Origin of the sequence: Pseudomonas umsongensis (assembly GCF_012647205.1) — a bacterium.
Taxonomy (GTDB): Bacteria; Pseudomonadota; Gammaproteobacteria; order Pseudomonadales; family Pseudomonadaceae; genus Aquipseudomonas; species Aquipseudomonas umsongensis.
In genome coordinates this window covers 5,026,664-5,040,660 of sequence record NZ_CP051487.1, presented here as the reverse complement: position 1 = coordinate 5,040,660, position 13,997 = coordinate 5,026,664, and the positions used below count along the sequence as shown (strand labels likewise).

At 61.5% G+C, this 13,997-nt stretch carries 9 protein-coding genes; 7 read left to right on the top strand and 2 right to left on the bottom strand.

The window, feature by feature from the left end:
- Positions 1-47: 47 nt before the first annotated feature.
- Together xdhB and xdhA are read right to left on the bottom strand one after the other, a co-directional pair.
- Positions 48-2,447: a xanthine dehydrogenase molybdopterin binding subunit gene (xdhB, locus tag HGP31_RS22585; RefSeq protein ID WP_020795919.1), complete on the bottom strand. Its 2,400-nt coding sequence runs from the start codon at positions 2,445-2,447 to the stop codon at positions 48-50.
- Entirely contained in the window at positions 2,440-3,894 is a 1,455-nt protein-coding gene (gene xdhA, locus HGP31_RS22580; protein WP_020795920.1) for a xanthine dehydrogenase small subunit, read from the bottom strand. Before xdhA ends, xdhB begins: the two co-directional genes overlap by 8 nt.
- 266 nt (positions 3,895-4,160) lie before the next feature.
- Between xdhA and HGP31_RS22575 the strand changes: the two genes are divergently transcribed.
- The 7 genes from HGP31_RS22575 to HGP31_RS22545 all read left to right on the top strand — a co-directional run bounded on the left by HGP31_RS22575 (position 4,161) and on the right by HGP31_RS22545 (position 13,996).
- On the top strand, positions 4,161-4,820 hold the full coding sequence (locus HGP31_RS22575; protein WP_020795922.1) for a GntR family transcriptional regulator: 660 nt from the start codon (positions 4,161-4,163) through the stop codon (positions 4,818-4,820).
- 2 nt (positions 4,821-4,822) lie between these two features.
- Entirely contained in the window at positions 4,823-8,311 is a 3,489-nt protein-coding gene (gene smc / locus HGP31_RS22570) for a chromosome segregation protein SMC (protein WP_168758717.1), read from the top strand.
- Between the two features lie 255 nt (positions 8,312-8,566).
- Positions 8,567-9,412 carry a cell division protein ZipA gene (gene zipA, locus HGP31_RS22565; RefSeq protein WP_168758716.1) on the top strand — a complete coding sequence of 282 codons (846 nt, stop codon included), beginning with the start codon at positions 8,567-8,569 and terminating at the stop codon, positions 9,410-9,412.
- 178 nt (positions 9,413-9,590) lie between these two features.
- On the top strand, positions 9,591-11,948 hold the full coding sequence (ligA, locus tag HGP31_RS22560) for an NAD-dependent DNA ligase LigA (RefSeq protein ID WP_020795925.1): 2,358 nt from the start codon (positions 9,591-9,593) through the stop codon (positions 11,946-11,948).
- 164 nt (positions 11,949-12,112) lie between these two features.
- The gene (locus HGP31_RS22555) at positions 12,113-13,276 is read left to right on the top strand and encodes a zinc-binding metallopeptidase family protein (protein ID WP_033045460.1); all 1,164 of its coding nucleotides are present in this window, start codon (positions 12,113-12,115) and stop codon (positions 13,274-13,276) included.
- A gap of 88 nt (positions 13,277-13,364) precedes the next feature.
- Positions 13,365-13,673, top strand: coding sequence for a PepSY domain-containing protein (locus HGP31_RS22550; RefSeq protein WP_020795927.1), 309 nt, complete (start codon positions 13,365-13,367; stop codon positions 13,671-13,673).
- Positions 13,673-13,996: a PepSY domain-containing protein gene (locus HGP31_RS22545; protein ID WP_020795928.1), complete on the top strand. Its 324-nt coding sequence runs from the start codon at positions 13,673-13,675 to the stop codon at positions 13,994-13,996. The genes HGP31_RS22550 and HGP31_RS22545 overlap by 1 nt, the downstream gene beginning before the upstream one ends.
- Position 13,997: the final 1 nt, after the last annotated feature.

The window sequence follows — 13,997 nt, the reverse complement described above, 5'->3', positions numbered from 1 at the left end:
CTTTCCCCTGTGGGAGCGAGCCTGCTCGCGAAGGCCGCGCCTCGGTCTTAGAGCGAAGCCAACTCGGCATCGGCCTCGACAGCCTTCGCCGCCTTCAACTGGCGCATCTGCTCACAGCCCCACAACACCCGCTCCGGCGTCGCCGGCGCGTCGATCTTCGGTTGATGCCGGTAGTCGCCCAGGCTCGCCACGGCGTCCTTGATCGCGCACCAGGCGGCGATGCCGAGCATGAACGGCGGTTCGCCCACGGCCTTGGAATGGAACACCGTGTCTTCCGGGTTCTTGCGGTTTTCCACCAGCTTCACCCGCAGGTCCAGCGGCATGTCCGCCACGGCCGGGATCTTGTAGCTGGCCGGGCCGTTGGTCATCAGCTTGCCCTTGTTGTTCCACACCAGCTCTTCCATGGTCAGCCAGCCCATGCCCTGGATGAAACCGCCTTCGACCTGGCCGATGTCGATGGCCGGGTTCAGCGAGGCACCGACGTCGTGGAGGATGTCGGTGCGCAGCATTTTGTACTCGCCCGTCAGGGTGTCGATGATCACCTCGCAGCAGGCTGCACCGAAGGCGTAGTAATAGAACGGACGCCCCCGGGCCTGGCTGCGGTCGTAGTAGATTTTCGGGGTCTTGTAGAACCCGGTACTCGACAGCGACACCTGGGCGAAGTACGCCTGCTGGATCAGTGCTTCGAAAGTCAGGATGTGATCGCGAACCCGCACGTGGCCGTTGTGGAACTCCACGTCTTCTTCACTGACCTTGTATTGCCGCGCGGCAAATTCCACCAGGCGTTTCTTGATGGTTTCAGCGGCATTCTGCGCAGCCTTGCCGTTCAGGTCGGCGCCGCTGGAGGCCGCGGTCGGCGAAGTGTTCGGTACTTTGTCAGTGTTGGTCGCGGTGATCTGCACGCGGTCCATTTCCACCTGGAACACCTCGGCCACTACTTGCGCGACTTTGGTGTTCAGGCCCTGGCCCATCTCGGTGCCGCCATGGTTCAGGTGGATGCTGCCGTCGGTGTAGACGTGTACCAGGGCGCCGGCCTGGTTGAGGAAGCTGGCGGTGAAGGAGATGCCGAATTTCACCGGGGTCAGCGCCAGGCCCTTTTTCAGGATCGGGCTGTTGGCGTTGTAGCGACGGATCGCTTCGCGGCGCTCGGCGTACTGGCTGCTTGCTTCCAGTTCGGCGGTCATTTCCTCGAGCATGTTGTGCTCGACGGTCTGGTAGTAATGGGTGACGTTGCGCTCGGTCTTGCCATAGTAGTTGGCCTTGCGCACCGCCAGCGGATCCAGCCCCAAGTGACGGGCGATGGCGTCCATCACTTCTTCGATGGCGACCATGCCTTGCGGGCCGCCGAACCCACGGTAGGCGGTGTTCGAGGCGGTGTTGGTCTTGCAGCGATGACCGTTAACGGTCGCGTCGCCCAGGTAATACGAGTTGTCCGAGTGGAACATCGCGCGGTCGACGATCGACGCCGACAGGTCTGGCGAACAGCCGCAGTTGCCGGCCAGTTCCAGGTTGATGCCGTGCAGGCGTCCGGTGCTGTCGAAGCCCACGTCGTATTCGACATAGAACGGGTGCCGCTTGCCGGTCATCAGCATGTCTTCGACACGGGGCAGGCGCATCTTGGTCGGCTGGCCGGTGAGGTGCGCGATCACTGCGCACAGGCAGGCCGGGCTGGCCGCCTGGGTTTCCTTGCCGCCAAAACCGCCACCCATGCGACGCATGTCGACCACGATCTTGTTCATCGAAACGTCCAGCACTTCGGCCACCAGTTTCTGCACTTCGGTGGGGTTCTGGGTCGAGCAGTAGACGATCATGCCGCCGTCTTCGGTGGGCATCACCGAGGAAATCTGGGTTTCCAGGTAGAAGTGTTCCTGCCCGCCGATGTGCAGCGTGCCCTGGATGCGATGTTCGGCAGTGGCCAGCGCCGTCGCCGAATCGCCGCGCTGGTGCGTGTGGCTGTCGAGCACGAAGTGGCGCTTGCGCAGGGCTTCGACCACGTCCAGTACCGGTTCCAGGTCTTCGTATTCGATGATCGCGGCCATCGCCGCCTTGCGTGCGGTTTCCAGGTCTTTGGCGGCAACGGCCACCACGGGTTGACCGACGAATTGCACGGTGTCGATCGCCAGCAGCGGATCGCCCGGCAGCAACGGGCCAATGTCCTTCAAGCCTGGTACGTCTTCGTGGGTAATGGCGATGCGCACACCCTCGAAGGCATAGCACGGCGAGGTGTCGATGCTGATGATCCGGGCGTGGGCACGGTCCGACATGCGGGCGTACACGTGCAACTGGTTCGGAAACTCCAGGCGATCATCGATGTACTGCGCTTCACCGGACACATGCTTGGCGGCGCTGTCGTGCTTGACGCTGCGGCCGACACCGGTGGTCAGGTCCTTGGCGAACAGTTCAGCCAGTTCGGCCTGGGTCTTCTCTACGGCGTGATGGTTAGACATAAGCGGTCACCCGAGTCTCGATGTGCGGCGTTTGCAGTTCGATGAAGTATTTGCGCAGCAGGTTTTGTGCGCTGAGCAGGCGGTATTCCTTGCTGGCGCGGAAGTCCGACAGCGGTGTGAAATCTTCGGCCAGGGCAGCGCAGGCGCGTTCAACGGTGGCGCTGTTGAAGGGCGAACCGATCAGCGCGGTTTCGCAACTGTTGGCGCGTTTCGGAATGGCCGCCATGCCACCGAAGGCCACGCGGGCATCGGCGACCACACCGTTTTCCAGGCGCAGGTTGAATGCCGCGCACACGGCCGAAATGTCATCGTCCAGGCGCTTGGACACCTTGTAGGCGCGGAACAGCTGTTCGACGCTGGCGCGAGGCACGATGATCTTCTCGATGAACTCGCTTTCCTGGCGCGCCGTGACGCGGTAATCGATGAAGTAATCCTCCAGGGCCAGGGTGCGGCGGGTTTCGCCCTTGCACAGGACAATTTGCGCGCCCAAGGCAATCAGCAGGGGCGGCGAGTCGCCGATGGGCGAGGCGTTGCCGATGTTGCCGCCCAAAGTGCCCTGGTTGCGGATCTGCAGGGAGGCGAAGCGTTGCAGCAGTTCGCCGAAGTCCGGGTACTCGGCCTTCAGGGCCTCGTAGCAGTCGGAGAGGGCGGTGGCGGCGCCGATTTCCAGGCGGTCGTCGAAGCGTTCGATGCGCTTCATTTCGGCGACGTTGCCGACGTAGATCATCACCGGCAACGTGCGATGGAACTGGGTCACTTCCAGCGCCAGGTCAGTGCCGCCGGCCAGCAGCCGGGCCTGTGGATAAGCGTCGTAGAGGTCGGCCAGGTCGGCCACGGTCAAAGGCACCAGGCAACGCTTGTCGCCGCTGTTGAGTTCGCCGATATCGGTCGGCGCGATGGCTTTGAGCCGGGCAATGGTCTGGGCTTCGTTGGCATCGAACTGATCCGGCTTTTTAGCGCAGCAGGACTGCTCGGCGGCTTCCAGGATCGGCCGATAGCCGGTGCAGCGGCAGAGGTTGCCGGCCAGGGCTTCGTGGGCCTTGTGCTGATCCGGTGCGTCGCTGTTCTTTTGCAGGGCAAACAACGACATCACGAAACCAGGGGTGCAGAACCCGCATTGCGAGCCGTGGCACTCGACCATGGCCTTCTGCACGCTGTGCAGTTCGCCCTTGTGCTTGAGGTCTTCGACGCTGATCAGTTGCTTGCCGTGCAAGGACGAAACGAACGTCAGGCACGAGTTGAGGCTGCGGTAGCGAATGTGTTCGCGGCCCGCATCATCGGTCTGCAATTCGCCGACCACCACGGTGCACGCGCCACAGTCTCCGCTGGCGCAGCCTTCTTTGGTGCCGGGTTTGCCCACATGGTCGCGCAGATAATTGAGCACGGTCAGGTTCGGGTCCAGGGCGTGCTCGCTACGGAGTTCCTGGTTGAGTAAAAACTGGATCACGGAAGGCCTCGCAGACTCATTATTGTTGTTAACCGCCATGAACCGAATTTAGCAGGTCTGACTTTTCGGTCAATGATTTTCTGACTTAAAGGTCAGGAAAGTGCATTTTGTCGATTAACGTCGCTTTTCTTCATTATTGACCCTCGATCAACAGCCTGCTTTTTGCTTGAATCGTGCCAAAAACCACTGGGTGGGCCCTGCGCCATGACGTATCAATTGCGCTACACTGCGCCGCTTGTACAAATCGAAGAGTTTGAAGGACAACCATGACGTTCAAGGCGCCGGACAGCCTCGCCGAGCAAATCGCGCATCATCTCGCCGAACGCATCATTCGCGGCGAAATGAAGCCCGGGGAGCGCATCCAGGAACAGAAGGTCACGCAGGCACTCGACGTCAGTCGTGGCTCGGTCCGCGAGGCTTTGCTGATTCTCGAGCGCCGGCACCTGATCGCCATCCTGCCGCGACGTGGCGCCCACGTCACCGAACTCACCGCGCACAAGGTCAAGAGCCTTTGCACGCTGATGAGCGAGATGTACATCCTGCTCGCCAACGCCGTGGCCACTGGCTGGAAAGTCCAGGCCGACCTGGCGCCGTTCGTGCAGATCCAGCAGCGCCTGACGGCCAGCTACGAGCGCCAGGACATCCATGCCTTCGTCGACGACAGTTTCAACGTGATGCGTGCCACGTACTCGTTTGCCAACAATCCTTACCTGCAGGAAACCGTCGAGAATCTGCAGCCGGCCATGAGCCGTGCGTATTTTCTCGCCCTGGAGCAACGCAAGGCCTCGATGAGTGAGTATCTGGAGCTGTTCGAACGTCTGCTTGCTGCAGTGATCGCCCGTGATTTTCCACTGATCCGCGAAGTGCTGACCGCTTATGGCCAGCGCAGTTGCGATCTGGTGATCTCTGCCCTGACGGACGCATAAGCGTGCGGCTAAAGTGCATCAAGTTGGCGGGGTTCAAGTCCTTCGTCGACCCGACCACAGTGAACTTCCCCAGCAACATGGCGGCGGTGGTTGGGCCCAATGGTTGCGGCAAGTCGAACATCATCGACGCCGTGCGCTGGGTGATGGGCGAAAGTTCGGCGAAGAACCTGCGCGGCGAGTCGATGACCGACGTCATCTTCAACGGCTCCACCAGCCGCAAGCCGGTGAGCCAGGCGAGCATCGAACTGGTATTCGATAACGCCGATGGCACATTGCTCGGTGAATACGCCGCCTATGCGGAAATTTCCATTCGCCGCAAAGTCACCCGCGACAGCCAGACCACCTATTACCTCAACGGCACCAAATGCCGGCGCCGCGACATCACCGATATCTTCCTCGGCACCGGCCTGGGCCCGCGCAGCTACTCGATCATCGAACAGGGGATGATCTCCAAGCTGATCGAGTCCAAGCCTGAAGACCTGCGCAACTTCATTGAAGAGGCGGCGGGGATCTCCAAGTACAAGGAGCGTCGGCGCGAAACCGAAAACCGCATCCGCCGCACCCACGAAAACCTGGAGCGCCTGACCGACCTGCGCGAAGAGCTCGAACGTCAGCTCGAACGCTTGCACCGCCAGGCCGAAGCGGCCAAGAAGTACCAGGAATTCAAAGGCGAGGAGCGCCAGCTCAAGGCGCAACTGTCGGCCCTGCGCTGGCAGGACCTGAACGATCAGGTCGGCCAGCGCGAAGCGATCATTGGCACCCAGGAAGTCAGTTTCGAAGCCCTGGTGGCCGAACAGCGCAACGCCGACGCCAGTATCGAACGCTTGCGGGACGGCCATCACGACCTCTCCGAGCGCTTCAATCTGGTGCAGGGGCGCTTCTATTCGGTCGGCGGCGACATCGCCCGGGTCGAGCAGAGCATCCAGCATGGGCAACAGCGCCTGCGCCAATTGCAGGACGACTTGAAGGAAGCCGAGCGCGCGCGCCTGGAGACCGAGTCGCACTTGGGCCACGACCGCACACTGTTGCTGACCCTCGGCGAAGAACTGGACATGCTCACGCCGGAGCAGGAAGTCACCAGCGCCGCCGCCGAAGAGGCCGCCGCTGCGCTGGAGGAATCCGAAACCACCATGCACGGCTGGCAGGAGCAGTGGGACACGTTCAACCTCAGTGCCGCCGAGCCACGGCGCCAGTCGGAAGTCCAGCAATCACGCATTCAGCAGCTGGAAACCAGCCTGGAGCGCCTGGCCGAACGGCACCGGCGCCTGGGTGAAGAGCGCGCCTTGTTGTCGGCGGACCCGGAAGACGCGGCGATCATGGCGCTCAACGAGCAGCTCGCTGAATCCGAGGCGACCCTCGAAGATTTGCAGACCAGTGAAGAAGCTCAGGTTGAAAAGCTCGAGCAACTGCGCCAGCAATTGCAGCAGGCACTGTCGGCGCAGCAACAGGCCCAGGGCGATCTGCAGCGCCTCAACGGTCGCCTGGCTTCGCTTGAAGCCTTGCAGCAAGCCGCACTCGACCCGGGCACCGGCACCGCGCAATGGCTGAGCGAGCAGAATTTGGCGGACCGCCCGCGCCTGGCCGAAGGCCTGAAGGTTGAAGCCGGTTGGGAGCTGGCGGTGGAAACCGTACTGGGGGCCGACCTGCAAGCGGTGCTGGTGGATGACTTCAACGATTTCGATTTGTCCGGGTTTACCCAAGGCGATCTGCGCTTGCTCAGCCCCGCGACCGACGGCGCGCGCGTGCCCGGCAGCCTGCTCGATAAAGTCGAGGCGCAGATCGATCTGTCGCCGTGGCTGGGGCAGGTCAAACCCGTCGAAAGCCTCGAACAAGCGCTGGGGTTGCGTGGGCAGCTGGCAGCGGGCCAGAGCCTGATCAGCCGCGACGGATATTGGGTCGGTCGGCACTTTTTGCGCGTGCGCCGCGCCAGTGAAGCGGAAAGCGGGATGCTCGCCCGGGGTCAGGAAATCCAGAAACTGGGCCTTGAACGCGAAGAACGTGAAGCGGCCGTCGAAGCCTTGGAAACCGAATTGCAAAACCTGCGGGCGCAACAGCGCCAGCAGGAAAACGGCCGCGAACATTTGCGCCGCCTGCTGCAGGACGAAGCGCGCCAGCAAGGTGAACTCAAGGCTCAGCTGTCGGCCGGCAAGGCCAAGGCCGAGCAGTTGAACCTGCGGCGCACGCGCCTCGATGAAGAGCTCCAGGAGTTGGCGGAACAGCGAGCCCTGGAACATGAACAGATCGGTGAAGCGCGCGTGCACTTGCAGGAGGCCCTCGACGCCATGGCCCTGGATACCGAGCAGCGCGAGCTGCTGCTGGCCCAGCGTGACAGCTTGCGCGAACGGCTTGACCGGGTGCGCCAGGAAGCCCGCCAGCACAAGGATCACGCCCATCAACTGGCGGTGCGCCTGGGTTCGCTGCGGGCCCAGCATGACTCGACGCGCCAGGCCCTGGAGCGCCTGGAAATGCAGGCCGAGCGCCTGACGGAAAAACGCGAGCAACTGAGCCTCAACCTCGAAGAGGGCGAGGCGCCGCTGGAAGAGCTGCGCCTCAAGCTCGAAGAACTGCTCGACAAGCGCATGACCGTCGACGAAGAGCTCAAGACCGCGCAGATCGCCCTGGAAGACGCCGACCGTGAACTGCGTGACGCTGAAAAGCGCCGCAACCAGGCCGAACAACAGTCCCAGCTGATTCGCGGCCAGCTTGAAAACCAGCGCATGGAATGGCAAGCCCTGACCGTGCGGCGCAAGGCATTGCAGGACCAGTTGCTTGAAGACGGCTACGACCTGCACGGCGTGCTGGCCACGCTGACCGCCGAGGCCAGCGAGAAAGCCGCCGAGGAAGAACTCGAGCGCATTGTCGCGCGAATCCAGCGCCTGGGCGCGATCAACCTCGCGGCCATTGATGAGTATCAGCAACAATCGGAGCGTAAACGTTATCTGGACGCCCAGAACGACGATCTGGTCGAAGCGCTCGATACGCTCGAGAACGTGATTCGCAAGATCGACAAGGAAACCCGAAACCGTTTCAAAGATACCTTTGATCAGATCAATGGCGGTTTACAGGCACTTTTCCCAAAAGTTTTCGGTGGAGGGCGCGCGTATTTGGAACTGACGGGCGAAGATCTACTCGATACAGGGGTGACGATCATGGCGCAGCCGCCCGGAAAGAAGAACAGCACCATCCATTTGCTATCAGGTGGCGAAAAGGCCCTGACGGCATTGGCCCTGGTTTTTGCGATCTTCAAGCTGAACCCGGCGCCGTTCTGCATGCTCGATGAAGTGGACGCGCCATTGGATGACGCTAACGTTGGACGCTACGCACGACTGGTCAAGGAGATGTCGCAGACGGTGCAGTTCATCTATATCACCCACAACAAAATCGCCATGGAAATGGCTGAACAACTGATGGGGGTGACGATGCACGAACCGGGTTGCTCGCGTCTGGTGGCGGTGGATGTCGAGGAGGCCATGGCGATGGTGGACGCCTGAAACATGGCTTTCAGGTCGGATTTTTTAGCGGTGGGACCTAATTAGCCATGCCGACTTGCTGGCCAATCGACATAATCGCGGGGCCAACGTGCCAGACGGTGTAAAGTTGCCTTTGGTCGTGCTAGTTTAATGTCAATTTTTCGTATACGTGGGCAAAACGCCTGTCAGAACATAGAGTTGGCGCCACGTTTTAAAGCGGTTTACAGAATGTAAGCCCCTTATTTTTCAGCATTTTTTATAGAGGCACGGGATTACATGGAAATCGGTCTGCGCGAGTGGCTGATCGTCATCGGCATTATTGTCATTGCCGGTATTCTTTTCGATGGCTGGCGCCGTATGCGCGGCGGCAAGGGAAAGCTGAAATTCCGTCTTGACCGGAGCCTGTCCAACCTGCCTGACGAGGACACCAGCCCCGAGGTGTTGGGCCCGTCTCGCGTCCTGGATACGCACAAGGAACCGCAACTGGACGAGCGCGACCTGCCGTCAGTGAGCATGCCTGCCCGCGATTCGGGCTCCAAGCGCGGCAAGCGTGGCCATGGCGAGCCTTCCCAGGGTGACATGAACCTCAGCCTGGACCTGGACGGCGGCCCTAGCTTCAGTAGCCGTGACGACGATTTCCCGGATGACACCAAGGCATCGCCTGCGGTCAGCGAAAAAGAGCAGCCGCAAGCAGAAGAAGTGCTGGTCATCAGCGTAATTTGCCGCGACCCGGCCGGCTTCAAGGGCCCGGCGCTGCTGCAGAACATTCTCGAAAGTGGCCTGCGTTTCGGCGAAATGGACATCTTCCACCGTCACGAAAGCATGGCGGGCAATGGCGAAGTGCTGTTCTCCATGGCCAACGCGGTCAAGCCTGGCGTCTTCGACCTGGACGACATCGACCACTTCAGCACCCCGGCGGTGAGCTTCTTCCTCGGCTTGCCAGGCCCGCGTCATCCGAAGCAGGCCTTCGACGTGATGGTGGCTGCAGCACGTAAACTGTCACAAGAGTTGAACGGCGAGCTGAAGGACGACCAGCGCAGTGTACTGACCGCCCAGACGATCGAGCACTACCGTCAACGCATCGTTGAATTCGAGCGTCGCGCACTGACCCAGAAGCGCTGATATTTGTAACGTGTGGAAACCTCCGTACCCCTGTAGGAGCCGGCTTGCTGGCGATGGCGATGTCGAATACGCCTTCGCCGGCAAGTCGGATCGCCGCACCGCAGGCTCCTACAATGAATCAACGCCGCATCGAAATTGAGCAGCCTCGGCTGCTCTTTTGCTTTATGAGAGACCACCCATGACTGCCGCCCAAGACCGCATTCTAGAGCTACGTGCCGAGCTGGATCAGCACAACTATCGTTATCACGTGCTGGACGAGCCGAGCATCCCGGACGCCGAGTACGACCGGTTGTTCAACGAGCTCAAGGCCCTCGAAGCGACCCATCCCGAGCTGGTCACCAGCGACTCGCCAACCCAGCGGGTCGGTAGCGCGGCGCTGTCGGCGTTCACCCAGGTACGCCACGAAGTGCCGATGCTCAGCCTGGGCAACGCCTTCGAAGAAACCGACATGCGCGAGTTCGACCGTCGGGTGACCGAGGGCCTGGACCTGCCGGCCGGTGATCTGTTCGGCGCTGGCGCGGCGGTTGAATACAGCTGCGAACCCAAGCTCGATGGCCTGGCGGTCAGCCTGCTCTATCAGGACGGCATGCTGGTGCGCGGGGCCACCCGCGGCGACGGTACCACCGGCGAAGACATCAGCGTCAACGTGCGCACCGTGCGCAACATCCCGCTCAAGCTGCACGGCACTGGCTGGCCGGCGACCCTGGAAGTGCGCGGCGAAGTGTTCATGTCCAAGGCCGGTTTCGAGCGGCTCAATGCCACGCAACTGGAAGTCGGCGGCAAGACCTTCGCCAACCCACGCAACGCCGCGGCCGGCAGCTTGCGCCAGCTGGATTCGAAGATCACCGCCAACCGTCCGCTGGAGTTTTGCTGCTACGGCATCGGCCAGGTGTCTGCGGACATCGCCGACACGCACATCGGCAACCTGCAGCAACTCAAGGCCTGGGGCATGCCGATCAGCCATGAGCTGAAGCTGGCGAACGGCATCGATGAGTGCCTGGATTACTACCGCGACATCGGCGAGCGCCGCAATGCGTTGCCCTATGAAATCGACGGTGTGGTGTTCAAGGTCAACAGCATCGCGTCCCAGCGCGAACTGGGCTTCCGTGCCCGAGAACCGCGCTGGGCCATCGCCCATAAATTCCCGGCCATGGAAGAACTCACCGAGCTGCTCGACGTGGAATTCCAGGTCGGCCGCACCGGCGCGGTGACGCCGGTGGCGCGCCTCAGGCCGGTCAAGGTTGCCGGTGTCACCGTGGCCAACGCGACGCTGCACAACATGGACGAAGTGGCGCGCCTGGGCCTGATGATCGGTGACACGGTGATCATTCGCCGTGCTGGCGACGTGATCCCGCAAGTGGTGCAAGTGGTCACCGAGCGTCGCCCGGAAGACGCCCGGCCGGTGCAGATCCCGCAGCAGTGCCCGGTGTGCGGCTCCCATGTCGAGCGCACGCAACTGGTCAAGCGCAGCAAGGGTCGCGAGACGGTCAGCGAAGGCGCGGTGTACCGCTGCGTCGGGCGCCTGGCCTGTGGTGCACAACTCAAGCAGGCGATCATTCACTTCGTCTCCCGCCGCGCCATGGACATCGAAGGCTTGGGCGACAAGAGCGTCGAACAGCTGGTCGATGAAGGGCTGGTGAGTTCGCCGGCCGACCTGTACGCCCTGAAGTTCGAAGACATCGTCGACCTGGAAGGCTTTGCCGAGCTGTCGAGTAACAAGCTGCTCAGTGCTATTGCCGACAGCAAGAAACCGGGTCTGGCACGCTTCATCTACGCCCTGGGAATTCCCGATGTCGGCGAAGAGACGGCCAAGGTGCTGGCACGTTCCCTGGGTTCGCTGGAGCGGGTGCAAAAAGCCTTGCCACAAGTGCTGACCTACCTGCCGGACGTCGGCCTGGAAGTGGCCCACGAAATTCACAGCTTCTTCGAAGATGCGCACAACCAGCAGGTCATTACCGAACTGCTCAACCACGGTTTGCAGATTCAGGACCAGGGCGAGCTGGGCGCCGAGTTTGCCGCCAGCACCACGTTGGGCGGTTTCCTCGACAAGCTGCACATCCCTTCGGTGGGGCCGGGCGGGGCGCAGAAACTGGCTGACAAGTTCGGTTCGCTGCAAGCGGTGATCAGCGCCGACTGGTTGGACATGCGCCAGGCATTGCCCGAGAAGCAGGCCACTTCGGTTCGCGAATTTTTCGCCATCGAGGCCAATCGCCAACTGGCCGAAGCCGCCGAGAAGCAACTGGCGGATTTCGGCATGCACTGGCACAGCGAGAAGAAAGTCGTCGAAGGCCTGCCCCTGGCCGGCCAGACCTGGGTGCTCACAGGCTCGCTGGAACTGATGAGCCGCGATGTGGCCAAGGACAAACTCGAAAGCCTCGGTGCCAAAGTCGCAGGCTCCGTATCAGCCAAGACCCATTGCGTGGTCGCGGGGCCGGGAGCGGGATCGAAGTTGACCAAGGCCAATGAGCTGGGGTTGAAGGTGCTGGATGAAGAGGCGTTCGTCGAGTTCCTGAAAAAACACGGTATTGCGGTCTAAGTGATCGTTCCCACGCTCTGCGTGGGAATGCAGCCCGGGACGCTCCGCGTCCCATTCGAGAGCTGGAACGCGGAGCGTCCCTTGAGGCATTCCCACGCAGAGCATGGGAACGATCTTCACCCAGGAATGATCTAGTCTTGGCAAGCCCCAGGGAGAGATCGCTCATGCACCGCTTCTTCGAACAGCTCACGTCGCGTATCGCGGCCCCCTTCATCGGCGAAAGCTCGCGCAACAGCAAGATCTGGCCCTGTCGATGCGGGCAGTCGCTGTTCTTTCGCAACAGCCAGTGCCTGGCCTGTTCTGCAGCCTTGGGTTATCAGCCAGAGCAAAGCCGCCTGTCTTCGCTGCAACCAGGCGAACAGCACGACACCTGGCTGCTCGATGCCGATCCCTCTGCCGGCCTGTTTCGTCGCTGCGCCAATCTCGATTCGCCCGCCGCCTGCAACTGGTTGCTCCCCGCCAATGACCACGACTCACTGTGCATCGCCTGTAGCCTGAACCGTACCATCCCCGACTTATCCATTGCCGAAAACCACGAGCGCTGGCGCAAGATGGAAATCGCCAAGCGCCGACTGGTTGCGCAATTGGTCAGCCTCGGGTTGCAGGTGGTCCCGAAAACCCTGGATGAGGAAGTCGGCCTGGCCTTCGACTTCATCGGCGTCGACCTCGAAGGCAATGCACCCACCACCGGCCACGCCAATGGCCTGATCACCCTCGATATCAAGGAAGCCGACGACGCCCACCGCGAACAGGTGCGGGTGCAAATGCACGAACCCTATCGCACCTTGCTCGGGCATTTTCGTCATGAAGTCGGGCATTACTATTGGGACCGCTTGATTGCTGATAGTGACTGGCTGGATCCCTTTCGCGACCTGTTCGGCGACGAACGCGCCAGCTACGCCGAGGCCCTGGAGCGGCATTATCAGCAAGGCGCGCCGCTCGACTGGCAGCAGCAGTACGTCAGCGCCTACGCCACCATGCACCCCTGGGAAGACTGGGCCGAAACCTGGGCTCACTACCTGCACATGATGGACGCCGTCGACACCGCGCTCGGGTTTGGCATGAGCGCACGGGAAATGGACCTCGACTATCAGCCCTTTCCCCCCAGCACCCTCTACGATCCGCAGCACCCCGGCGGTACCGCGTTCCTCTCATTCGTCAATGCGTGGATCGAACTGGCCGGCATGCTCAATGAATTGTCGCGCAGCATGGGCCAGCCGGATTTCTACCCCTTCGTGCTGCCGCCCGCGGTGATCGCCAAGCTGCACTTCATCCACCTGGTGATCCAGCGCGCGGGCGGCAGGGCGGATGAAGTACTGGCACAATAGTTGTGCATGATGGCAATTCAGTTTCAGTTAAGTTCGTTTCGCTAAGGTGAGCCCCGTAGGCAACACATAAAAGATACGGAGACACCCCATGAAATCCTTCACTGCCCTGTTCGTCACATCCCTCATCGCCATGTCCGCCAGCCTCGCCCATGCACGTGACCTCGGGCCCGACGAAGCCCTGAGACTGCGAGACGCTGGTACCATTGTGTCTTTCGAGAAGCTCAACGCCACCGCGCTGGCCAAGCACCCAGGCTCCACGGTCACGGAAACCGAACTGGAAGAAGAGTACGGCAAGTACATCTACCAGATTGAACTGCGCGATCCGCAGGGCCTCGAGTGGGACCTGGAGCTGGACGCGGTCAGCGGGCAGATTCTCAAGGATCATCAGGACACGTAATGACGCTGCAATCCTTTTCACTTCGACGCGCCAGCGCCCGCCTGGCGCTGGCGCTGCTGGTTTTTTGCTCGGTGGTGGCGGCCCGCGACCTCGACCAGGACGAGGCCCTGCGCCTGCGCCAACAAGGTGTGATCCTGCCGCTCGAGCAACTTTTACAGCAGGCACTGGATCGTTATCCGGGCGCCAAGCTGCTGGAAGCCGAGCTCGAAGAAAAGCATGACGTCTACATTTATGAAGTCGAATTGCTGACCAGCGAAGGCGTGGTCCGCGAACTGGACATCGACGCCACCACCGGCCGTTTACTCAAAGACAAGGAAGATTGAC

Excerpts from the sequence above, each read along its gene's own strand:
- HGP31_RS22550 (WP_020795927.1), top strand. The coding sequence starts at position 13,365 with ATGAAATCCTTCACTGCCCTGTTCGTCACATCCCTCATCGCCATGTCC.
- zipA (WP_168758716.1), top strand. The coding sequence starts at position 8,567 with ATGGAAATCGGTCTGCGCGAGTGGCTGATCGTCATCGGCATTATTGTC.
- xdhB (WP_020795919.1), bottom strand. The coding sequence starts at position 2,447 with ATGTCTAACCATCACGCCGTAGAGAAGACCCAGGCCGAACTGGCTGAA.
- HGP31_RS22545 (WP_020795928.1), top strand. The coding sequence starts at position 13,673 with ATGACGCTGCAATCCTTTTCACTTCGACGCGCCAGCGCCCGCCTGGCG.
- ligA (WP_020795925.1), top strand. The coding sequence starts at position 9,591 with ATGACTGCCGCCCAAGACCGCATTCTAGAGCTACGTGCCGAGCTGGAT.
- HGP31_RS22555 (WP_033045460.1), top strand. The coding sequence starts at position 12,113 with ATGCACCGCTTCTTCGAACAGCTCACGTCGCGTATCGCGGCCCCCTTC.
- HGP31_RS22575 (WP_020795922.1), top strand. The coding sequence starts at position 4,161 with ATGACGTTCAAGGCGCCGGACAGCCTCGCCGAGCAAATCGCGCATCAT.